Raw genomic sequence first — 22992 nt, 5'->3', positions numbered from 1 at the left:
CCTCTACATCATGGCCGGCCGATCGCCGTGTCATGACGGTTTCAGGTCAGTGCTATTCGATGCCGAAGACGTCCCGCATGAAGGCCAGAGCGACCTGCAACCCGTCAGGCGCGATACCGTGGCCGGTGCCCTTCATCACATGCGCATAGACCCGATCGAACCCCGCGCCTTCCAGCGCCTCCGCGGCCTCGGGTAGCGATTGGACCGGCACGACCTCATCCGCGTCGCCGTGGACCAGCAGAACCGGCATGCGCGACACGGTCTCCTCGGCGGCGTCCTCGGGCTTGAGCATCCGGCCGGAGAAGCAGACGAGACCAGCGAAGGGCGCGTCCCTGCGGGGGGCGACATGCAGCGCCATCATCGTGCCCTGGCTGAATCCGAACAGGACCGTCTGCGCGGGCGTGACCCCTTCGGCAGCCACGATCTCGTCCAGCCAGGCGTTCAGGTCGTCGACCGCGCGATCCATGCCCGCCATCGCGGCCTCCTCGCTGGATCCGTCGATCCAGGGGATCGGGAACCACTGGAACCCCCCGGGCATTCCGGGCAGCGCCTCGGGCGCGTCGGGGGCCACGAACGCCGTGTCGGGCATGTGCGGCGTCAACGGATCGGCCAGGCCGATCAGGTCGGCCGCATTGGCGCCGTAGCCGTGGAGGAAGATCACCAGCCGTTTCGGCGCCTTCGGCCCCCGGCGTTCATGGTTCAATGTCACCGGATGCCCTCCCGCGATTTGGCATGCGCGTAGTAGGCCCAGAGCAGCCGCGCCGCAACCGCACGCCAGGGCGACCAGTCTTCGGACAGCTGCCGCAGCGCCTTCTCCTTCGGCCGCTCGGGCAGGTCGAACAGAAGCCGCGCGCCTTCCTGCAGGGCCAGGTCGTTGGGCGCGAAGACATCGGCGTGGCCCAGGCTGAACATCGCGTAGATCTCAGCCGTCCACCGGCCGATGCCGGGCACTTGCGTCAACGTCTCCACCACCTCGGCGGTGGTCGCATGGCGCAGCGCGTCGAAGTCGATGTCCGCCTCGGCCAGGGCACGGGTGTACCGGATCTTCTGTCGCGACAGGCCACAGGCGCGCATCTCCGCCTCGGCCGCGGCGCGGACCACGGCGGGGTCGTGCAGGTTCGCCGCCTCGCACCGCGCGACGATCGCGTTGGCGGAGGCGACGCTGACCTGCTGGCTGACGATGGCGCCCAGAAGCGCAGGGAATCCGTCGGCCCGGCGCCGCAGCGGCAGCGGTCCGGTCAGGCGGAGCGCCTCGGCGAAGCGCGGATCCCGCGCGGCCAGCCACGCGGCCCCTTCCGCGACGCAGGCGTCACCGTGGATGATCCGCCCCGCCGGGTGGTCGCCCTGCGGCATGGGCGCGAACGAAGGCTTCGGCGCGGTCGAGGTCATCGGTCGTCTCGCAAGTCACGGCGCCCGGCGGGGGCCGGTCGATCACATGGACCGCTACCCCGAGTTCCGCCGCCGCGTCCAGCTTGGCCCGCGCCCCGCCGGAATCCTTGGTGACCAGATCGGTGATGCGAAGGCTTGCGAACAGTGCGCGCTCGTCCGGCGTGGCGAAAGGCGGGCGCCCGACGATCCAGTGCACCCCCTCCCGCGCCGGGGCCGGGTCGATCCGGCGACAGAACAGGTCGAACCCGCGGCCGAGAAACGGGTCGAGCGAGCCGGGCCCTGTGGACAGGAAGACCCGCGCGCCGGCCGGCAAGGCGTTCGCCACCGCGTCGGCATTCGCATATCGGTGCCAGGACGGGTCGTCCGGCCAGGGCGGCGCCTCCAACCGCAGCAGCGGCAGGCCCATTTCGGCGCAGACGCGCGCCGTCCGGCCGCTGATCCGCACGGCGAAGGGATGGGTCGCGTCCAGCACCGCCGCGATCCCGCCCAGGGCCGCGCGAAAGCCCGCCTCGCCCCCGAATCCACCCGTTCGCACCGGGACGGCCAGATCCGCGGGCACCTCCGTCACACCCGCCAGCGAGGCCAGCACATCGCAGTCCGCCACCCGCGCGCAGAGCCGCCTGGCCAGCCCCGTCCCGGCCAGGATCAGCACGCTACCGGGCATGCGCCAGGATCGCTCCGGCCCGGTCGATCACCACGATGTCGACCTCCGCCTCGATCATCGAACGCACTCGCGTCCGCGCCTCCGTTGCGACGCGTCCGGCCAGCTCCGGCACCCGTCCGACCGCTTCCAGCGCCGTATTGCAGGTCGTCAGATCCGTGCCCGCCAAATCCGACAGGCGCGCGAAGTCCACCTGGCTGCGCCCGGAATGCAGGTCGACGGCCCCCTGCGCCAGCTTCGACACCTTGCCGATGCCGCCACCGACGGTCACGCGCGGGACCGGATGGCGCGCGAGGTATTTCAGCATCCCCCCCGCGAAGTCGCCCATGTCCAGCATCGCGTGATCCGGCAGCCCGTGCAGCGCCTGCACCACGCGTTCGCTCGTCGCACCCGTGCAGCCCGCGACATGGATCAGGCCGCTGGCCCGCGCCACGTCCACGCCCCGGTGGATCGACGCGATCCAGGCCGCGCAGGAGAATGGACGCACGATCCCCGTCGTCCCCAGGATCGACAGCCCCCCTTCGATCCCCAATCGCGGGTTCCACGTCTTCGCCGCAAGCGCCGCACCGCCCGGGACCGAGACCGTGACCTGCACATCCGGCGCGCATGCGTGCCGGGCGGCCAGTTCCGCCACCACCTCGTCCATCATCGCGCGGGGCACGGGATTGATCGCGGGCTCCCCCACCCCGATCGGCAGTCCGGGCTTCGTCACGCGTCCCACGCCTTCGCCCGCGCGGAACACAATGCCACCCGCCGATGCCGCGACCCGCACGCGGATCATCGCGCCATGCGTCACGTCGGGGTCGTCGCCCGCATCCTTGACGATGCCCGCCTCGACCCAACCGTCGCCGCGCGTCGCCTCCGCCACCGCGAAGGCCGGCGTCTCGCCCCGGGGCAACGTGATCGTCACACGCTCCGGCACGTCGCCGCCCCACAGGCCCGTCAGCGCCGCCTTGCAGGCCGCCGTCGCACAGGCGCCCGTGGTCCAGCCACGGCGGAGGGGTTCGGCCTTGCTCATCACCCCTGTCTCGCATGACGCCCCCGCCCCGCCAATGGTCGCCGCGCGGCTTTCCACGGGCCGCGCGGCGCGGCATAGATGGCGCATGGACGCGCGACTCCCCTCCCACGACTGGCCCGAGCTCGAACCGGGTTGGGTCTGGCTCTGCGGTGCGGGGCCCGGCGATCCGGGGCTTCTGACGCTGCACGCGCTGAACGCGCTGCGGCAGGCCGACGTGATCGTCTACGATGCGCTCGTCCACGAAGGTATCCTGGACTGGGCGCCCGATGCGGAGAAGATCTATGCCGGCAAGCGCGGCGGCAAGCCTTCGCACAATCAGCGCGACATCTCCCTGCGGCTCGTCGACCTCGCGCGCGCCGGCCGGCGCGTCCTGCGCCTGAAGGGGGGCGATCCGTTCGTCTTCGGCCGCGGCGGAGAGGAGGCGCAGACGCTGGTCCAGCACGGCATCCCCATCCGCATCGTGCCGGGCATCACCGCCGGCATCGCCGGCCTCGCCTATGCCGGCATCCCGGTCACGCATCGCGACGTGAACCAGTCGGTAACCTTCGTCACCGGCCACGACCGCGCGGGGCTGGCGCCCACGGCACTCGACTGGGCCGGGATCGCGCGAGGCAGCCAGGTCATCGTCCTCTACATGGGGATGAAGCACATCGGCCAGATTGCGGCGGAGTTGATCGCCGCCGGACGCCGACCGTCCGAGCCCGTCGCCGTTACCACCACAGCGACGCTGGCCGAACAGCGTACGATCGAGACGACGCTGGCGCAGGTCGAGGCCGATATCGAGGCCGCCGGGCTGGAGCCGCCCGCGATCATCTGCATCGGCATGGCTGTCGCCTTGCGTCAGGCCCTCGACTGGCAGGCGCAGGCGCGGGGCGAGGCGCCGCGCAACCTCGACCCCCTCGACCTGCGCCGCCCGGCCGAGGAGGGCTGACCCGCCGATGCCCGGCCTGATCCTCGCCGCACCGTCCTCGGGCAGCGGCAAGACGACCGTAACGCTCGGCCTGCTCCGCGCCCTGCGCGACCGGGGCATTCCGGTCCGCGGCGCCAAGTCCGGCCCCGACTACATCGACCCGCGCTTCCACGTGGCGGCCAGCGGCGCGCCCTGCCCCAACCTCGATGCCTGGGCGATGACGCCCCACATGATCGCGGGGCTTGCGGCGGGGCCGGGCACGCTGCTGATCGAAGGCGCGATGGGTCTTTTCGACGGCGCACCACCCGCTGGGCGCGGCGCGGTGGCCGATCTCTCGCGGCAGATGCGCCTGCCCGTTGTGCTGGTCGTCGATGCGGCCCGGATGGCGCAGTCGCTGGCGCCGCTGGTGGCGGGCTTCGCGAACCACGACCCCGAGGTGCGCGTCGCGGCCGTCATCCTCAATCGCGTCGGGTCCGCCCGGCACGAGGCGATGCTGCGTGCCGCCTGCCCCCTCCCGGTTCTGGGCGCGATCCCCCGGGATGCGAGCCTTTCCCTGCCCTCGCGCCATCTGGGTCTGGTGCAGGCGGGCGAGCATCCAGACCTTGCCGCCTTCCTCGCCCATGTCGGGCGGATCATGGCCGCGCATGTCGACCTCGACGCGCTGACATCGCTGGCCACCCCCCTGCCCGATGCCACGCCGGTCGCGATCGAGCCCCCGGCGCAACGGATCGCACTTGCCCGCGACGAAGCCTTCGCCTTCGCCTATCCGCACCTGCTCGACGGCTGGCACCGGGCGGGGGCCGAGATCTTGCCCTTCTCGCCCCTGGCGGACGAGGCGGCACCGCAGGCCGACCTTGTCTACCTCCCGGGCGGCTATCCCGAACTCCATGCCGGACGTATCGCCGCCCACGCCCGCTTCCTGGCATCGCTGCGGGATCGTGCCGTCCACGGCGAATGCGGCGGCTACATGGTGATGGGCGACGGGTTGATCGACGCGGACGGGGCGCGGCACGCGATGGCCGGCCTCTTGCGGCTGGAGACGTCCTTCGCCGAACGGCGACTGCATCTCGGATACCGGCACCTCAGCTGCGATCACGGTCCCTTTGCCGGGTACTGGGCCGGACACGAATTCCACTATGCCACGACCGTGGACGAGAAAGGCGACTGGCTCTTCGACGCCACCGATGCCGAAGGGACGGTCCTGCCCGCCATGGGCCTGCGCGCGGGGCAGGCACAGGGCAGCTTCGCCCATCTCATCGCACCCGCCGGACCGCGATCGTAGCGACACAAAGCAGAACTGGACGCCCTCCGGACGCGGGCGTAGGGACGGTGGCATGACCGACATCGCCCCCGCAGCATCCACCGTTCCACCCGACGATTCCCGTGCCCGGCGCAACGTTCTGGTGCTGGTGGCGGCCCAGGCGATCCTGGGTGCGCAACTGCCGCTGAACTTCATCGCCGGGGGCCTCGCGGGCATGTCCATCGCGCCCACCCCCCTGTTGGCGACGCTGCCGATCAGCCTGATCGTCTTCGGATCGATGACGACCGCACCCTGGATCAGTCCGCTGATGCAGGCGCGGGGGCGGCGCTTCGGCTTCGTCCTCGGCGCGTTGGCGGGGGCCTTGGGCGCCGCGCTCAGCGTCGTGGGCCTGCTGACGGCAAGCTTCGCGATCTTTCTCCTCGGTGCCTATCTGACCGGTGTCTTCATGAGCACGCTGGGCTTCTACCGCTTCGCAGCGACCGACACCGCCTCCGACGCGTTCCGCCCCAAGGCGATCAGCTATGTCATGGCCGGCGGCTTGCTGTCGGCCCTGGTCGGCCCGCAGATCGTCAAGTTCACCGCCGACGCGACGGTGATTCCCTTCGTCGCCACCTATGCCAGCGTCGTGGTGCTTAATGTGATCGGGCTGTGGTTGTTCTTCCTGCTCGACATCCCCACCCCCGCGCGAACCACGGTCGATGCGCCGCGCGGCCGGACGCGGGCGGAGCTTCTGCGCACGCCGGCGATCGTCGTGTCGATCATCTGCGCGATGGTGGCCTACGCTCTGATGAACCTGGTGATGACGTCCACGCCGCTGGCCGTGGTCGGCTGCGGCTTCGGCACCGGCCACGCGGCCGATATCGTCTCGGCCCATGTCATTGCGATGTACGCGCCCAGCTTCTTCACGGGCCACCTGATCGCGCGTTTCGGAACCACCCGGATCGTTGCCGCGGGCCTGGTTCTGCTGGGGGCGGCGGGCGTCGTGGCGCTGGCAGGCGTGACGCTGGCGAACTTCTACGGGGCGCTGATCCTGCTCGGCCTCGGCTGGAACTTCGGCTTCATCGGCGCCACCAACATGCTGACCGCCAGCCACGCGCCCGAGGAACGCGGCACGGTCCAGGGCTTGAACGACATGCTGGTCTTCGGGCTGGTGACGGTCGCCTCGCTTTCGTCGGGCGGGCTGATGAATTCGGCCGCCGACGCAGTCGCCGGATGGTCGGCCGTCAACTACGCGATGATCCCGTTCCTGACGCTGGCGGGCGGCGCGCTGATCTGGCTGCGGATGACGCGCCGGTCGACCTGACGGGGCCCGGGGCGCGCGTCGATGGCGCGCCCCGCCGTTGCGTCAGCTGCGACCTTTCCACGGCACCAGCCAGTTTTCGGCCTTGCGCATCAGGATATCGATCAGGAAGCCGATGATCCCGATCAGGATGATGCCCATGACCACGATATAGGTCTGCTGGAATTTCGACGCGGCCGTGATCATCATGCCTGCCCCCACGTTCGCCGCCACCAGTTCGGCCGCCACGACCGTGCCCCAGCACACGCCCATCGCGACGCGGGCGGCGGTGAAGATCTCGGGCAGGGAGTTCGGGATGATGACGTGGCGCAGGATCTGCGTCTTCGACGCGCCCAGCGAATAGGCCGCGTGGATCTTGGTGATGTTGACGCCCGACACCCCCGCGCGCGCACCGATCGCCATGATCCAGAGCGCGGCGAGAAACAGCAGGACGATCTTGCCCGTCTCGTCGATCCCGAACCAGATGATGATCAGCGGGATCAGCGCCAGCGGCGGAACCGGGCGCATGAACTCTACGATCGGGTCGAACCAGCCGCGGAACCAGTTCGACAGGCCCATTGCGTATCCCAGCGGGATGCCGACCAGCGCGCCCAGGACGAAGCCGCCCAGCACGCGGATCAGCGACCAGCCCAGATGCTCGATCAGGGTGAAGTTGCGGAACCCGTCCGTCCACACGTCGACCACCGCCTGCACCACCCGTTCGGGCGACGGCAGGTAAAGCGGCTGCATCTGCAGACCGGGCTCCGGTACGAAGTTCAGGCTGCCCCGGTCGGACATGGTTACGCGACCGTCGTCCAGCCCGACGGTGACGCCCGGGGCGATCTCCTCGCCGTTGATGGCGACCACGGCATAGCCGTCGTCCTCGCCGCCGACGTCGTTGCGCTGCACCTGGATCAGCTTGCTGCGATAGCTACCGACCGTGTCCACGTCGTTCAGCGCGAATCCGTCGCCCGGATCGACTGTCGGATCCTCGACGCTCTCGCCGACCGGATGGACAAGGATGCGCACCTGCGCGTCATCCGTGTCGCCCGCCGCGTTCCGCGCCGTGTAGGTGAAGCCGGTCTCGCCCTCGAACGGGCCCGGCATGTGGATGGGCACGAGGGCCGATCCGGTGAACGCCCCCCAGATCAGGAACAGCACCACGACCGAGATCACGCTGGCCCAGCGGTTCGGGCGCACCGCGCTCTCGTCGCCGAAGGTCACCGTCTTGAGTGCCGTGAAATCCTTGGGCTTCCGGTTGCGCATCAGGAAGGTGACGATGGCCGCCGACGCCGCGAAAAGCGCGATGTAGATGACGAGGATGATGATTCCGGTCATGTCATGCGTTCTCCGTCCGACCCATGATTTCCTCTTCCATCTCCCAGATCATCGAAAGGATCTCGTCCCGCGTGCGACCGAATTCCGGGTCCTTCTTGACTGTCCGAAGGTCCGCGTTCACGCCGGCTTCGGCGAAGGGAAGGCGGTATTCCCTGTGGATGCGGCCAGGGCGCGGGGCCATCACGATCAGCCGTTCGCCCAGCAGCAGTGCCTCCTCGACGGAGTGGGTGATCAGGATGATGGTCTTGCCCGTTTCCTTCCAGAGCTTGAGTACCAGGCCCTGCATCTTCTCGCGCGTCAGCGCGTCGAGCGCGCCCAGCGGCTCGTCCATCAAAATCACGTCGGGGTCGTTGGCCAGGCAGCGGGCCAGCGCCACGCGCTGCTGCATGCCGCCCGAAAGCTCGTAGATCGCCTTGTCCTTGAAATCGCCCAGGCCGGTTATCTCCAGCAGGCGGTCGGCGTTCTGGCGCCGGTCCTCGGCCGGGCTTCCCTTCATGCGGGGCCCGAATTCGACGTTCTCGCGCACCGACATCCATTCGAACAGCGCACCTTGCTGGAACACCATGCCGCGCTCGGCATCGGGGCCGGTGACGCGGTGGCCGTTCAGCATGATCTGCCCCTCCGTCGGCGCCAGGAAACCCGCCACGATATTCAGGAGCGTCGTCTTGCCGCAGCCCGAGGGGCCCAGCACCGACATCAGCTCGCCATGGTCGAGGGAGAGGGAGACATCCTTCAGCGCCTGGACATAGCTGCCGTTGGGCAGGTCGAAGCGCATCGAGACGTTCTCGATCGAAAGTCCGTTCATCGACGGTCTCCGTTCGGTTTGGTGTCAGGTCAGGGTCGTGCGGCCGGTCTGGGGACCGGGGCGATGCGGACACCGCCCCGGTCCGGCATCTTACATCTCGCTCGCGGCCGACAGCGCGCCGGTGTCCACGACGTCGTCGTAGGTGCCCAGCGCCGACGGGATCGACCCGGCCTCGGTGAACACGCCGGCCACGCCGCCCATGAACTCTGCCGCGCCGCCGCCGAGCCACTTCTCGCTCAGCTGCTCCTCGGGGGACGGGAAGACGAAGGTCGCCATCGTGTCGCGGGTCGACTGCTCGTCCATGCCCGCGTCCTGCGCGATCACCGGGATCATCTCCTCGGCCTCGGCGCCGCCGGCGTTCCAGCGGGCGTTGGCATCGGCCGTCACCTTGAGGAACTTCGCCAGCAGATCCGGGCTCTCGGCCACGAACTCGGCGGGGGCCGAGGTCACGTCGAAGACCAGGATTCCCAGCTCCTCCTTCTCGGCGCCGGTCAGCAGGATGTTGCCATGCTCCTTCATCCGGCGCAGCGCGCCGCCCCAGCCGCAGACCATGTCGAGGCTGCCCTGCTCGAACGCGGCCGCGCCCTCGGCGGGGGCCATGTCCACGACCTCCATCGTCGAGACGTCGACGCCGAAATGGTTCATCTGGCTCAGGAAACCGTAATGCGCCGCCGTTCCGATCGGCACCCCGACCTTCTTGCCGGCCAGGTCGCCAGCCGACTCCTTGTCGATCTCCAGCGCGCTGGACACGACGCAGTTGTCGTTTTCCGAATAGCTGACGGCGACGTCGACGGCCTTGAGGTCCTGGCCCGCGCTGGTCGCCACGACGAATGGGGGCACGCCCTGGCTGACGGCGATCTGCACGTCGCCCGACGCCATGGCCGCCGACATCGCGGTGCCGGTGTCGAAGGCGACCCAGTTGATATCGACGCCCATCTCCTCCTCGTAGGTGCCGTTCACCTTCGCGTACTGGAACGGCATCGGCCATTCGAGGAAATAGGCCACCGTGATCTCTTCCAGGTGCCCGTCCGCCAGGGCGGCCTGCGCGCCCGACAGCATCGTGGCGGCGGCGATGGTGCCCATAAGCTTGGATTTCAGTGTCATTTCGCGTCGTCTCCCGGTTGGTTGTCGTCTCTTGTGCGGCAGCATCTGGCGGCCCCCTGACGCCGCGTCGGAACGCATAGTGTTCCGAACCGGCAACGCGGAGCCTAGGGGCCGGGCGGCGCACCTGACAACTGGCCTGCGCATCTGGCTATAGTGTCGCGACCCGTCTGGCCCTATCCGTTAGACCGGTTTTGCGGACGATACACCACATGCATGCGCCCTCGGACGGATCCTGCCGCCCGCGCATTTCCCGGAGGAAACGACGCCATGGACAACCTGACCCCCAACGACATGTCCGCCGTGATCGAAGCCGATCGCGCCCATGTCTGGCACCACCTTCTGCCGCACAAGCCGCTGGAGACGAACGATCCGCGAATCATCGTCGAGGGCAAGGGCATGCGGGTCTGGGACCAGAAGGGAAAGGAGCATCTGGATGCCGTGTCCGGCGGTGTCTGGACCGTGAACGTGGGCTACGGTCGGGTCGAGATCGCGGATGCGGTCCGTGACCAGCTCGTCAAGATGAACTACTTCGCGCAATCCGCAGGCTCCATCCCCGGGTCGCGCTTCGCCGAGATGCTGACGGCCAAGATGCCGGGGCTGAAGCGCGTCTACTATGCCAATTCCGGGTCCGAGGCGAACGAGAAGGCGTTCAAGATGGTCCGCCAGATCAGCGCGCGCCATCATGGCGGCCGCAAGTGGAAGATCCTCTATCGCGAGCGCGATTATCACGGCACGACCATCGCCTGCCTGTCGGCCGGCGGCCAGCAGGAGCGGAACGCCCAATACGGCCCCTACACGCCCGGCTTCGTCGCGGTGCCGCACTGCCTGGAATACCGCAAGGCCGACCAGGGCTGGGGCGATGTCGAGGACTACGGCCGCCGTGCCGCCGACGCCATCGAGGAGGTGATCCTGCGCGAAGGCCCCGATACGGTCGGCGCCCTGTGCCTCGAGCCGATCACCGCCGGCGGCGGCGTCATCGTCCCGCCCGAGGGCTATTGGGCCCGCGTGCAGGAGATCTGCGAGAAATACGACATCCTGCTGCATATCGACGAGGTCGTCTGCGGCGTCGGACGCACCGGCACGTGGTTCGGCTATCAGCACTACGGCGTGAAGCCGGATTTCGTGACGATGGCCAAGGGCGTCGCCTCGGGCTACGCGGCGATTTCCTGCTGCGTCACGTCCGAGCGCGTGTTCGAGCAGTTCAAGGACGCGCCCGATGATCCGATGCACTATTTCCGCGACATCTCGACCTTCGGGGGATGCACCGCCGGCCCCGCCGCCGCCGTCGCCAACATGGAGATCATCGAGCGCGAAGACCTGCTGGAAAACTGCACCGCCATGGGCGACTACATGCTGGAACAGCTCCGCGCGATGGCCGACCGCCACGACGTAATCGGGCAGGCGCGCGGCAAGGGCTTGTTCCTGGGCGCCGAACTCGTCTCCGACCGCGACGACCGGACGCCCGCCCCCGAAAAGCAGGTGCAGGCCGTGGTCGCGGACTGCATGGCCCAGGGCGTCATCATCGGCGCCACCAATCGCAGCGTGCCGGGCCATAACAACACGCTGTGCTTTAGCCCGGCGCTTATCGCGACGAAGGACGACATCGACGAGATCCTCGAAGCGGTGGATGGGGCGCTCGGGCGGGTGTTCGGGTAGCGGCAGCCGCGCCCGGTGGGCAGGGTGCGGCGTGACATGAGTGGTAGGCAGGTCGGCTATGCGGGACAAACCGGACTTGTGCACGTGCGGCTATTGCTGACGCAGCATTTCCTCGCAATTGCAGCTTAGTTGCCGCCGCGATGCCGCTAATATCATCAAAGCCGTCATTCAGATTTATCGTGTTGGGCCAGTCGGTACCTTGCCTTTCGTTGCGGCTGCGCCAATAGCTGCTTTTCTAGCGAACTCAGCCCAAGGTGGTGAAATGCCTCTTTGAAAACACGTTGCCACAGGCGTAGTATTAGAAATCATCAGTTTCCGGGACGTTCCCAAGCCGGACGAAAAACCTTGGTGATCCGACTTCACCGCTGTCTTGGTCTTCACTGATCATGTAGGCATCAGCACCGACGCAGTCTGCGGACTGGGATTCCCGTTCGGCTCTGTTCTGGGCTTCTGCTGCTGTTGAATACTGAAATTGTTTGCCAATCTTCAGGCCCGCGTGCCCGTCGCGCCCGGGTTTCTGTTCCACATATGTCTGACATATATAGTGAACTTTTGCTGTGCTCTCGTCTGCGTGCGTCATGCGTAACTCCTTCAAGTATGTCCGATTGGTCCGCTGGATTAAAAAACGGAGACGAAAATTATGGTGTTCCGCTGCGGCCACCTTGGCTGAAGCAACCCTGTGCCCTATCGCGATGGCTTTATCGGAGTGTTGGCTTCACGTTCAAGGCGCGCGTTGCGGAGACGGTCGTTCTTGGTTTGTCGCTGCTCGGCCTCTTCTTTGACCATTTTCCGAACGATACGGGTTGTTCTGTCCAATGGTGTTTCCGCTTGTGAGCCTTGTGCTTTGAATGCGCTTGTTTTTGTGAGCTTTGCCAATTGATAATCTCCTCATCATTTTGCCGGCATTCGTCGGAACGCTATTGTTCAGACCAATACAAGGTGTTTGCTTGGATGATCGACATCGCGTGCGTCCGGCGTCAGTCGGCCATTGCGCAGATTGATTTGAATATCCGGGGCGGCCATGGCGCGCATCAAAGCGCTATAATTCATCTGAAACCGAATTTCCGATCCAACGCAAAGCTTCTGATCTGTCGTGCCAATGACATGATGATCGCTTGTCGCACCGATAAGTGTACTGCCAGCAGGGATCGAAAGCCCCACCACATCTGTGTCTTGGTTTCCAAGAGCAAGAATGATCCGTGTCGTCTCGCGGGTGGTAGGAACGAGCTGAATTATTGCCGGTGCATGATCCGCGGTGCCTAAGAGTGGGCTCGCTGTCTTGGTGTCGGTTTCGATCACTTCGGCGACGAGCGTGAAGGTGTCTCGAAACAAACCACCAATCTGATCTCCTGTGATCGGGTCCATGCCAAGCAGTATGGCTTCACCAATACGCAGATCGTTTATCCGGCCGGTCGCGCGCGAGCCGAACGCCCAAGGTAAATTAGCCGAGTTGCCGCCAGATACAGTCTCAAGGAACCGGCCACACTGCCCCTCAACTTGATTGGCAAGCGCGGTCAGGGCCTGCATCTTGGTGGCCGTCGGGGCGATGCCGCTCAGACAGGCGAAGTTGGCACCGATGCCTTTCAGCGCCACACCGGGCATGTCCACGACTTGCTGTCCTATATATCCAATGTCTTGCGGCAATATCCCTTCGCGTAGGTCACCCATTTCGACCATCAGGACAATGTCGTGGGTCGTGTTTTGCCGGAGTGCAGCGGCGGCTAATGCTGCGATCACAGGTATCTCTGTGTTGTAGCTCGCCTCACAGACTTGCACGATATCATCGACCTGGCTCAACATTGGTGTGCGGATCAAGGTTATCGGACAAGTCACGCCAGCCTGGCGCAACCGCTTTACATTGCTCAAACGCGCCTCAGCAAGGCCCGCAGCGCCGCCGTCGAGCATGGCCCAGGCGATGGCCGGATGCCCACATACCGCTTTGGTCACCGCAGTTACCTGAATGCCGCGCCCTTTCATGCGCTCGACAACTGTTCGTGTGTTGTGCCGCAATTTGTGCAGATCAACTTCTATCCGAGGGCCGTTCAAATCGCGGCCACGGTGGTTCCTTGCTGCAGGCCAGGATAGGCCGCAGCAACCATTGCCAGCAAATGTGCCGCTGGTCTGCTAAGCGCGTCGGTGACGGGCAGCTCAAGTTCCTCGCTTTGGGCAGCAATCGTGTTCGTGATCTCGGCTTCCGACATGCCCTCATGATTGAGCGTGAGGCCGATGACTTTCGTATCAGCAAACGCCTCGATCAAAGCGATCTCACTTGCCGGGCTGGGCATTGGCATATTGGGAAAATCGCAGCGGTGGGCTCGTTTTGGTGCATGCTGAAGGATCACAGCGTCGGGTTGGCTGCCGCGCAGGATAAAGGCCGATGTACAGAACGCTGGATGGCTCAACGCACCTTGACCCTCGATTAAAATGACATCGGGCTGTTCCGCCTCTGAGGCGGCGATGATCGTACCCTCAAGCTCACCACAGCAGAATTGGGGCGGGACGGCGTCCAGGGCCACGCCATATTTTGCCCCCTGCATCAGGCCCGTCTGGCCCGTGCCCACCAGCACAGTCTTGATGCCCTTTGCATTGAGGGCCCGTGCCATGACCGTTGCGGTGGTCCGCTTGCCGATGGCGCAATCGGTCCCCAGAACGGCGATGCGCAAAGCCGCGACAGTTCCGACGCTGCCGTCGAACAAGCGCATGTCTTTGCTGGCTTTGGGTTTGCGGATGTCGCGGATGGTAACCTGTCTGTCCGATGCGGCTTGCGCAATTTCGGGATCGTCACTGAGGTATTCATGCAGGCCACTGACGATGTTCATACCGCGCGCGATTGCGTCCAGTACGCCGGTCCGATCAGCGGGCGAAAGCCGCCCCGTTGAGGGGGCCATGCCGTAGATGAAAGTATCGGGTACATAAGTTTCGCGGGCGATGGCGGTTTTCAGGCTCTCGACGATTGGTATATCGTTGGTCACGTCATCAAGAACCAGTCCAGTGTTCTCGCCGCTATGGGTGCTGTCGATGACCGAAACAATCCTGTAGGCCTCTGAATGACGTACGAGGCCGTTGGCCGTCTTACCGTCAATTTTGGCGAAGTTGCCTTCGCAGTAGACAACCGCCGTGGGGATTTGAGTCAGCGATAATGATTGCGCTGGTGCCTCAAGGATCACGGGGGGCGCTTGAGCGCCCCTGACGGGGCGGCGAACGGTATTTACCGTCTGGATTTCGGTTTTCATCTTGTCCTCCTTTTGGTGGTGGGGCTGTCGTTCGACTAGGTGGTGAGGCGGACGTCTTGGTGCGACGCACCTAGTCATTTAGAACGCACAGACCCTTGGATTTTTGAAAGTTCCGATTGCATTCCCAACGGGTGCCGGACCTGTCGAGATGGGCGTTTGCGGGGATTTCGATGACTTGGCAGCCTGCGCCTGAAACTTCATATCCCCTTTGGCATTTCCATCCCTCGCCGTAGGACGCATCGTCGAAATATGCGAACTCAGGGATCACGACGGCTTTGCACAGGCCGTCCTGTTCGAAAAACCCACGCTCGCATGACCAGGGTTGACCGTAGCGCGACCCGTTCAGATATCCGTTGGCGGGCACCACGATCGCAGCGCAACCGTCGTCCACCGTCTCGAACCCGCGTCGACATTCCCACGCGGACCCGTAGGTCGCGTCCACCAGATAGCCGTTTTCTGGCAAGACGATCTCTTGGCAGGTATCGTCGACTTTGGAATATCCGCGCAAGCAATGCCAACGGTCGCCTGAGGGGTCCAGGAACCCGCCATCGGGGACCACCACCGCAACGCAGGCCACTTCCTCGACCTTGCGAAAGCCATGATGACATTCCCAGCCGGATCCATAGGTGCGGCTTGTTTCATAGGCGTTTTCAGGGACCACAATCGCCGCGCAGGTCTCGTCGATCGCGCGGTACCCAACGTCGCATTCCCATCCGTCGCCATAGCTTTTTGCGCTGGCGTTTTCAGGTATGGTTTGGGCAATGGCGGGCATTGTAAAGAGGAGCAGAGCAAAAATGGGGCCTATGAAAACGATCCAAAGTATTCCTGCGTTCACGAACATCGGCGTCCCGCAAATTGCCGGTGAAGTTTTCAGCGTGACGTTTGAATTATGATCCATCCAATTCAAGCCCCGCGAGGCAAGCGTCTGCAAGGTCACGGTCCGGCGCATCCGAGCCTGGGTGGGTCGCCCAGCCCGTTTCCATCATCGCAGTGCGACGCCCGAAGCCAGAAGTTCCTTGCAGAGCTGCGAGCTTCTGTGTGCGCTCTGGATCAGCCGCCGCCAGATTGAGGCACACCGGAACCATCGCCAAAGTCACTTCGTCAGATGCGAACTCCTGCGCCATGGTTTCGGCGTTGCTGCTCGTCGTCCAGCCGCCCCAAGTGAAGCCAAGTATAGAAACCGCAATCGCACCTCCCAAAGCACCGTAAAGGCCGGGTTTAGTCCATTCTGGAAAAGTCATTCTGGATCCTTTGACGGAGAAAACGCCGCCACGCTATTTTGGCTCTGACAAGACATTTTGGCAGAGCGGCATCGAGATCGTTCGATCGAAGGTGCGCAGTGAGTGACCGCGCGCAAATCGGTGGTACGTCCGGCCGCGAAATCGGAACAAGATGGCGCATGGGCGATGCGGTCGAGCGCCATCAGTCGGCGACCGTCCCAGGCGTCAAGTCCCTGTAAAGGCACGCGACAGTCGAATTTTAGTGATAGATGATTGCAGTTGGCTCTGGCAGGTGATGCACCTTTGCCGAAGAAGACCACAACCTTGTAAGTCTTATGTAGTCGCCCAGAACCTAATTTACAATGTTAGCTGATGTGACCCTTTTGAAACCAAAGCAGGTGGTTTCTAGCTCTTGACGTCTTTGAGCCGATTTCAGCGAAACGCGGGGCCATGCGCCCAGACGGTCAACGAGCGCCGGATGCCCCGCTTGACCGGCGTCACCTGATGCAGTGCAAAACTCGGAAACACGCTTACAGATCCCTGCGCCCGATTGGCCAATTGGATGTGGGCGCTTGGCCTGATTTTCAAGTCACCCCCGTCGTAGGTGTCTGGATTGCTCAATTGCAGCACAAGTGTGAGCTTTCTCTTACTAGCGGCAAGACCATGACCAATGTCAGAATGCCAGGCAAAATGGCCACTTTTGGCCGCATCATATTTGGCTACCTGCGGGCTTTCTGCAAATTCGCGCACATCGAAATCAAACTGATGCTTGTTGGAATGACTGACAAGCTCGATCAACCGGGTCATCACCCAGCTGAGGTCTCCGACATCGTCCATCCAAACGAGTTCCGCATGACGCAGATTGTGATCCCGATAGCGGCCCACAAGCAGCGCGTCATTGGTGGGGACGTTGGCTGTTGCCGCAACAATGTGATCGCATTCTCGCGTGGTAAACGCATCGGGCACTGAGTACACCGCCGTCATTCCGCCCACCACTTACAAATTGTGGATCGGGTATGCATTGCTGCGCGAAGGGGTTGCATCAATGCGCAGACGGTTTCTCGGACCGATCCGATAGATCTTTGAATACTTTTATGATTACTGCTGGCTCTGCGCGATCAAGTGCCCCATCAGAGATCCCTTCTTCCGTCCAAATCCATGTCTTTGCAGGATCATGAAGCATTGCCCAACTCGCAAACAAGCGACTTTGTATCTTGTGGCTCACGAGTTCTTTGATCTCAGCATGCCAATCATCGCGACGAATTCGTGCATAGGCTGCGCGCACTGCACCTTCCGGACCTTCAAGTAGCTGGAGGTAGATGTCACGTCGGCAAACCAATGCGCCGGTCACATCATCCCGCTTATTACAGCGTCTGGCATCTAGCAAAATGCCTGCCAGTGTCGGCTCATCGAACCCAAACGGCTGTGAGACATAGACGATCTGGATTAGGTTTGTGATGGTTTGGCCCCCTGCGGGATTGAGCAATGCATGAACATGCTTTGTTAGACGCATGATCACATCGCTCCAGATGAAGACCTTACGGCTTCGGCAACGCTGAGTCTCGACTATAGTGAACGAATGGCCACTTTGGAGAAATTCGTTTCAAGATTGAGGCTCTTGCCCTGTAAACTCACAGAGTGGGCTCAAAACTGCCCACCGCCGTACGAAAGACAAAAACCCCTTCGAAATGGCGAACGGCGGAGCCGCTCGCCAAGTTAGGTCAGATGTCTATACGCTCTGAAATGGCAAGAGCATCTATAAGCTCGACGCCCAGATATCGAACGGTACTGTCGATTTTGGTGTGACCCAGCAGCAGTTGGACAGCGCGGAGGTTGCCGGTCTTGCGGTAAATTTCTGCGGCCTTCGTGCGGCGCAATGAATGCGTGCCGTACCCACTCGGCTCTAACCCGATTGCCGTCACCCAATCGCGGACAATTCGACCGTATTGTCGCGTCGAAATGTGCGGGCGGTCGTGGAACCGGCTTGGAAACATGAATTGGCAGGCAAACATCTCCGGTGCTTTGATCCAACTAAGGACAGTTTTGCGTGTATTTTCCGTGAGTTCAAATTGAACGGGTCGTTTTGTCTTGGATTGGATGACGGAAACCCGCTCGCGCACACGGTCATCTTTGACCAGATCTGACACCGCGAGTTTGACGAGATCGCAGCCGCGCAACTTGCTGTCGATAGCGACATTAAACAAAGCCAGATCTCGTGGATTGTTAGCAAGTTCGAGCCGTGCCCGGATTGCCCAGACCTGTTTTGGCAACAAGGGTCGTTTCTGACCGATAATTCGCCCCTTGTTCCAAGCTCTGCGTTTTGGGGTGGTTGCAGGAAGTTGGACTCTTGGCATGATGTGCCCTCCAATCCTCCCTCCGCGCCCATCATCAGCACCGTGCTGACCACGCGATCGTATCAGCAAATGCCAAGGTTCGTTCTTGAGCGTCTACTGAACGTACGGTTTGAACCAATGGCTGCTACTTTGGCTACGTTGCGGCATAGAATGTTTCGCGCATGCAGCGAAAAATCCGGATTCACAGAATGGGCTCCAAGCAGCCCCCCCTCACCCCACCCGCACGACCATCTTCCCGAAGTTCCGCCCCTGCAGCAGATCGACCAATGCCCCGGGCGCGGCTTCCAGCCCTTCGACGACCTGTTCGCGGTACTGGATCAGCCCTTTCTCCAGCCAGTCGGTCATGTCGTGGCGGAACTCCTCCTGCGCCTCACGCGGAAAGCTGTCGAAGATGATGAACCCCTCCATCTTCACCTTCATCCGCAGCAACGTGCCGAGGATCTGCGGCCCCCGGTCCGGCCCGTCCGGCAGACCGGTGAGGTTGTACCACGCCACCATGCCGCAGACCGGAATCCGGGCGAACGGGTTGAGCAGCGGCAGCACCGCATAGAGGACGCGCCCGCCGACATTCTCGAAATAGACGTCGATCCCGTCCGGACAGGCCGCCTTCAGCTGCGCCTCGAAATCATCTGCGCAGTGGTCGATGCAGGCGTCGAAACCCAGGTTGTCCACGACATGCGCGCATTTCTCAGGCCCGCCCGCAACACCGACGACACGGCATCCCTTGATCTTCGCGATCTGGCCCACGGTAGCGCCCACCGGCCCCGACGCGGCGGCGACGACGACCGTTTCACCCGCCTTCGGTTCGCCGATGCGAAGCAATCCCGCATGCGCCGTGTAGCCCGGCATCCCCAGGATCCCCAGCGCCCATGACGGATGCTCCGGCGAGGGCCCGAGGTTCAGGACCTGCGTGCCGTCCGAGACCGCGTAGTCCTGCCATCCGCTGCCGGCCAGCACGTGATCGCCGGGCGCGAAGCCCGCGATATCCGAGGCCACAACCTCGGCCACGACCTGCCCGGTCATCACGCCGCCGATCGCGACCGGTTCGGCGTAGGATTTCGCGTCGTTCATCCGCCCGCGCATGTACGGATCGAGCGACAGCCAGACCGTCCGCAACAGCATCTCTCCCGGCCCCGCCTCGGGCACCGGGCCCTCCTCCATCCGCAAGGTGTCGTCGTCGGGCAACCCCGCGGGCCGTTCGGCCAGAACGATGCGGCGATTGGTCTGCGTATCTTGCGGCATCCTGCCGTCCTCCCGATCCGGAACCTTCATCCGACGCTGATACACCGGGCCGACAAAGGTCAACCGCACCCCGCGGCCCCGATCCGCTTTTCAGTCCAGTTGTGCCCGGCTATAGGTCCAGCCATGGCCATCGCCGTCGAACAGTTCTTCCTCGACCCCTCCCATCGCGGCACGTTGCAGCGCCAGCTTCAGGAGATCGTGACCGGCGGCATCCTGGCTGGCCGCTTTCGCCCCGGCGACCGGATGCCTTCGTCGCGCGGGCTGGCCCGGCATCTGGGGATCAGCCGGATCACCGTCACGCTGGCCTATACCGACCTCGTGGCCAACGACTATCTGACCGCGCGGGGCCGGTCGGGCTATTTCGTCAGCGAGGGTGCCCCCCGTCCCCATAGCTTCCCCGCGCCGGTTCGCACCGAATGCCGCATCGACTGGTCCCGCGCCATCGCCCGACGCTTCCCCGAAAATCCCGACCTGCTGCGCCCTGCCGACTGGCGCCGCTATCGTTATCCGTTCATCTACGGCCAGACCGACGCCCGCCTCTTCGATCACCAGAATTGGCGCAAATGCGCGCTGCAGGCCCTGGGCGCCCGCGACTTTCAGGCCCTGACCGAGGACAGCTACGGCCGCGACGATCCGCAGCTGGTCGAACAGATCATCCGCCATATCCTGCCCCGGCGCGGCATCGTCGCCGATCCGTCCGAAGTGCTGGTCACGCTGGGCGCACAGAACGCGCTCTGGATGTTGGCGCAGACCCTCCTGACCGGGCGCCGGACCGCCGCGATCGAACATCCGTGCTATCCGGCCCTGCGCGAGATTTTGCAGCAGTCGCATTGCGACACGGTCGGGATCGACGTCGACGCCCAGGGCCTGCCGCCCGAAGCGATCCCGCCGGAGACGGACGTGGTGTTCGCCACGCCGTCGCATCATTGTCCGACCTCGGCGACGATGCCCCTAACCCGCCGCCGCGACCTGTTGGACCGGGCGGAGGCCCATGATTTCCTGATCGTCGAGGACGATTACGAATTCGAGCTGGCCTTCGCGGCCACCCCCTCGCCCGCGCTCAAATCGCTCGATCGCGGGGGACGCGTTGCCTATATCGGAAGCTTCGCCAAGTCGCTGTTCCCGGGCCTGCGCCTTGGATACGTCGTGGCCCCCGAGCCGCTCATCCGCGAACTCCGCACGCTGCGCTCGCTGATCGTGCGACACGTTCCTGGCCACATCCAGCGGGCGGTCGCCTATTTTCTGGCGCAGGGCCATTACGACGCCCAGGTCCACAAGATGTCGCGCGCCTACCGCGAGCGGCGCGCCATCGCTGAATTGGCCCTTCAGCAGAACGGCCTGACCGTAGCCGGCACCGGCAGCTTCGGCGGCTCTTCGTTCTGGATGCGTACACCGCCGGGGGTGGTCGCGTCCGACCTGGCCCACCGTCTGCGCGACCGCGACGTGTTGATCGAACCGGCGGGTGCCTTCTTCGGAACCGATCGCCATCCGGGAACGCATTATCGGCTGGCCTATTCCTCCATCGCGGCGAGCGACATTCCCGAAGGCGTCCGCCGTATTGCCGAGGAGGGCGCGGCCCTTGGCGCGCAAGCTGGATAGGACGAAACTGGCCCTAGGACGGCGGCTTGGCTGGCCCTATCGAAGCCTTGACCGAGACCGTAATCTTGCTGCAAGAATGGACCAAATCGAGACCTCGGGTCTCAATTTCTCGACATATCCAGGGGGAGGAACCCATCATGAAGATGACGACCGAGGAAGCCTTCGTCAAAACGCTGCAGGCGCACGGCATCCGCCATGCCTTCGGCATCATCGGCTCGGCCATGATGCCGATCTCCGACATCTTCCCCGCCGCCGGCATCACCTTCTGGGACTGTGCGCACGAAGGGTCTGCCGGGATGATGGCCGACGGCTACACCCGCGCGACGGGCGAGATGTCGATGATGATCGCGCAGAACGGGCCTGGCATCACCAACTTCGTGACCGCGGTCAAGACCGCCTACTGGAACCACACGCCGCTCCTGCTGGTGACGCCCCAGGCCGCCAACAAGACCATCGGCCAGGGCGGCTTCCAGGAAGTCGAGCAGATGAAGCTGTTCGAGGACATGGTCGCCTACCAGGAGGAGGTGCGCGACCCGACCCGCGTGGCCGAGGTTCTGACCCGCGTCATCGCCAAGGCGCACCGGCTGTCCGGCCCCGCCCAGATCAACATCCCCCGCGATTTCTGGACCCAGGTGGTCGATATCGAGATTCCTGAACCCATCGAGTTCGAGGTCTCGCCCGGCGGCGAGAACAGCGTGAAGAAAGCCGCGGAACTCCTTGATACCGCGAAGAACCCGGTCATCCTGAACGGCGCGGGCGTTGTCCTGTCCGAGGGTGGCATCGCGGCGTCGATGGCACTGGCCGAGCGCCTGGATGCGCCCGTCTGCGTGGGCTATCAGCACAACGACGCCTTTCCCGGCTCCCATCCTCTCTTCGCGGGACCGCTGGGCTACAACGGCTCGAAGGCCGGGATGGAGTTGATCAAGGAGGCCGACGTCGTGCTCTGCCTCGGCACCCGGCTCAATCCGTTCTCCACCCTGCCCGGCTATGGCATGGATTACTGGCCGAAGGACGCCAAGATCATTCAGGTCGACATCAACCCCGACCGGATCGGCCTGACCAAGAAGGTGACGGTCGGTATCGTCGGCGACGCGGCCAAGGTCGCGAACGGCATCCTTGCCAATCTCTCCGACACCGCCGGCGATGCCGACCGGAAGGCGCGGAAGGACAAGATCGCCCAGACCAAATCCGCCTGGAAGCAGCAGCTTTCCTCGATGGATCACGAGGACGACGACCCCGGCACCAGCTGGAACCAGCGCGCCCGCGACGCCAAGCCCGACTGGATGTCCCCCCGCATGGCCTGGCGCGCGATCCAGGCGGCGCTGCCGCGCGAGGCGATTATCTCGTCGGACATCGGCAACAACTGCGCCATCGGCAACGCCTATCCCGATTTCGACGAAGGGCGGAAATATCTCGCCCCCGGTCTCTTCGGTCCCTGCGGGTATGGCCTGCCGGCGATCGTCGGCGCCAAGATCGGGCAGCCGGATGTGCCGGTCGTGGGTTTCGCGGGCGACGGCGCCTTCGGCATCGCCGTGAACGAGCTGACGGCAATCGGCCGCGACGAATGGCCCGCCATTACGCAGATCGTTTTTCGCAACTACCAGTGGGGCGCCGAAAAGCGGAACTCGACCCTTTGGTTCGACGACAATTTCGTCGGCACCGAACTCGACACCAAGGTCTCCTATGCCGGCATCGCGCAGGCCTGCGGCCTCGAGGGCGTGCAGGTCAAGACGATGGACGAGCTGACCGAGGCGCTGAACACCGCGATCAAGGATCAGATGCAGAACAACAAGACCACGCTGATCGAAGTCATCCTGAACCAGGAACTGGGCGAACCTTTCCGCCGCGACGCGATGAAGAAGCCCGTTCGGGTTGCGGGCGTGTCGAAAGACGACATGAACGTCGCCGCGGAGTGATCTGTTT

The 22992-nt window shown here is 64.3% G+C and carries 21 protein-coding genes; 6 read left to right on the top strand and 15 right to left on the bottom strand.

Annotated elements, in window-relative coordinates; all coding sequences use genetic code 11:
- Positions 1-52: 52 nt before the first annotated feature.
- From MWU52_RS02515 to MWU52_RS02500, 4 genes are read right to left on the bottom strand one after another with little or no spacing between them, the layout of a single operon-like run.
- The gene (locus MWU52_RS02515; RefSeq protein ID WP_246952726.1) at positions 53-703 is read right to left on the bottom strand and encodes an alpha/beta fold hydrolase; all 651 of its coding nucleotides are present in this window, start codon (positions 701-703) and stop codon (positions 53-55) included.
- Positions 704-705: 2 nt separating this feature from the next.
- The gene (locus MWU52_RS02510; protein ID WP_246949054.1) at positions 706-1353 is read right to left on the bottom strand and encodes a DNA-3-methyladenine glycosylase 2 family protein; all 648 of its coding nucleotides are present in this window, start codon (positions 1351-1353) and stop codon (positions 706-708) included.
- Positions 1310-2053, bottom strand: coding sequence for a precorrin-6A/cobalt-precorrin-6A reductase (locus MWU52_RS02505; RefSeq protein ID WP_246949050.1), 744 nt, complete (start codon positions 2051-2053; stop codon positions 1310-1312). Before MWU52_RS02505 ends, MWU52_RS02510 begins: the two co-directional genes overlap by 44 nt.
- On the bottom strand, positions 2043-3068 hold the full coding sequence (locus tag MWU52_RS02500; RefSeq protein ID WP_246949047.1) for a cobalt-precorrin-5B (C(1))-methyltransferase: 1026 nt from the start codon (positions 3066-3068) through the stop codon (positions 2043-2045). Before MWU52_RS02500 ends, MWU52_RS02505 begins: the two co-directional genes overlap by 11 nt.
- A gap of 85 nt (positions 3069-3153) precedes the next feature.
- Between MWU52_RS02500 and cobA the strand changes: the two genes are divergently transcribed.
- From cobA to MWU52_RS02485, 3 genes are read left to right on the top strand one after another with little or no spacing between them, the layout of a single operon-like run.
- Positions 3154-3999 (top strand): uroporphyrinogen-III C-methyltransferase, encoded by an 846-nt coding sequence (cobA, locus tag MWU52_RS02495; protein ID WP_246949044.1) that lies wholly within the window; start codon positions 3154-3156, stop codon positions 3997-3999.
- Between the two features lie 7 nt (positions 4000-4006).
- Positions 4007-5260: a cobyrinate a,c-diamide synthase gene (locus tag MWU52_RS02490; protein WP_246949041.1), complete on the top strand. Its 1254-nt coding sequence runs from the start codon at positions 4007-4009 to the stop codon at positions 5258-5260.
- Positions 5261-5312: 52 nt separating this feature from the next.
- Entirely contained in the window at positions 5313-6542 is a 1230-nt protein-coding gene (locus MWU52_RS02485; protein ID WP_246949038.1) for an MFS transporter, read from the top strand.
- A gap of 42 nt (positions 6543-6584) precedes the next feature.
- Here the strand turns inward: MWU52_RS02485 and MWU52_RS02480 are convergent, their stop codons facing one another.
- From MWU52_RS02480 to MWU52_RS02470, 3 genes are all read right to left on the bottom strand, one after another.
- Positions 6585-7847 carry an ABC transporter permease gene (locus MWU52_RS02480; RefSeq protein ID WP_246952724.1) on the bottom strand — a complete coding sequence of 421 codons (1263 nt, stop codon included), beginning with the start codon at positions 7845-7847 and terminating at the stop codon, positions 6585-6587.
- Between the two features lie 10 nt (positions 7848-7857).
- Positions 7858-8661, bottom strand: coding sequence for an ABC transporter ATP-binding protein (locus MWU52_RS02475; protein ID WP_246949033.1), 804 nt, complete (start codon positions 8659-8661; stop codon positions 7858-7860).
- Positions 8662-8751: 90 nt separating this feature from the next.
- A complete protein-coding gene (locus MWU52_RS02470) occupies positions 8752-9765 on the bottom strand; it encodes an ABC transporter substrate-binding protein (protein WP_246949031.1) in 1014 nt (337 codons plus the stop codon).
- Between the two features lie 267 nt (positions 9766-10032).
- Here MWU52_RS02470 and MWU52_RS02465 point away from each other — a divergent pair, with 267 nt between their 5' ends.
- Complete coding sequence (locus MWU52_RS02465) at positions 10033-11421, top strand: aminotransferase class III-fold pyridoxal phosphate-dependent enzyme (protein WP_246949029.1); 1389 nt, start codon at positions 10033-10035, stop codon at positions 11419-11421.
- Positions 11422-11719: 298 nt separating this feature from the next.
- Here the strand turns inward: MWU52_RS02465 and MWU52_RS02460 are convergent, their stop codons facing one another.
- The 8 genes from MWU52_RS02460 to MWU52_RS02420 form a co-directional block, all read right to left on the bottom strand.
- Positions 11720-12001: a hypothetical protein gene (locus tag MWU52_RS02460; RefSeq protein ID WP_246949026.1), complete on the bottom strand. Its 282-nt coding sequence runs from the start codon at positions 11999-12001 to the stop codon at positions 11720-11722.
- A gap of 344 nt (positions 12002-12345) precedes the next feature.
- Entirely contained in the window at positions 12346-13467 is a 1122-nt protein-coding gene (locus MWU52_RS02455; protein WP_281493886.1) for an alanine/ornithine racemase family PLP-dependent enzyme, read from the bottom strand.
- Complete coding sequence (locus MWU52_RS02450) at positions 13464-14654, bottom strand: DUF1611 domain-containing protein (RefSeq protein WP_246949023.1); 1191 nt, start codon at positions 14652-14654, stop codon at positions 13464-13466. The genes MWU52_RS02455 and MWU52_RS02450 overlap by 4 nt, the downstream gene beginning before the upstream one ends.
- Before the next feature lie 70 nt (positions 14655-14724).
- A complete protein-coding gene (locus tag MWU52_RS02445) occupies positions 14725-15603 on the bottom strand; it encodes a hypothetical protein (RefSeq protein WP_246949022.1) in 879 nt (292 codons plus the stop codon).
- Between the two features lie 703 nt (positions 15604-16306).
- Positions 16307-16858, bottom strand: coding sequence for a 2OG-Fe(II) oxygenase (locus MWU52_RS02435; protein WP_246949017.1), 552 nt, complete (start codon positions 16856-16858; stop codon positions 16307-16309).
- 58 nt (positions 16859-16916) lie between these two features.
- On the bottom strand, positions 16917-17387 hold the full coding sequence (locus MWU52_RS02430; RefSeq protein ID WP_246952722.1) for a BLUF domain-containing protein: 471 nt from the start codon (positions 17385-17387) through the stop codon (positions 16917-16919).
- A 208-nt stretch (positions 17388-17595) separates the two neighbouring features.
- The gene (locus tag MWU52_RS02425; protein ID WP_246949012.1) at positions 17596-18228 is read right to left on the bottom strand and encodes a tyrosine-type recombinase/integrase; all 633 of its coding nucleotides are present in this window, start codon (positions 18226-18228) and stop codon (positions 17596-17598) included.
- Positions 18229-18438: 210 nt separating this feature from the next.
- Positions 18439-19470, bottom strand: coding sequence for an NADP-dependent oxidoreductase (locus MWU52_RS02420; RefSeq protein WP_246949008.1), 1032 nt, complete (start codon positions 19468-19470; stop codon positions 18439-18441).
- Positions 19471-19593: 123 nt separating this feature from the next.
- Between MWU52_RS02420 and MWU52_RS02415 the strand changes: the two genes are divergently transcribed.
- Together MWU52_RS02415 and xsc are read left to right on the top strand one after the other, a co-directional pair.
- Positions 19594-21069 (top strand): PLP-dependent aminotransferase family protein, encoded by a 1476-nt coding sequence (locus MWU52_RS02415; protein ID WP_246949006.1) that lies wholly within the window; start codon positions 19594-19596, stop codon positions 21067-21069.
- 137 nt (positions 21070-21206) lie between these two features.
- The gene (gene xsc / locus MWU52_RS02410) at positions 21207-22985 is read left to right on the top strand and encodes a sulfoacetaldehyde acetyltransferase (RefSeq protein WP_246948997.1); all 1779 of its coding nucleotides are present in this window, start codon (positions 21207-21209) and stop codon (positions 22983-22985) included.
- Positions 22986-22992: the final 7 nt, after the last annotated feature.

Origin of the sequence: Jannaschia sp. S6380, assembly GCF_023015695.1 — a bacterium.
Classification (GTDB): domain Bacteria; phylum Pseudomonadota; class Alphaproteobacteria; order Rhodobacterales; family Rhodobacteraceae; genus Jannaschia.
This window is presented reverse-complemented; position numbering and strand designations above follow the sequence as displayed.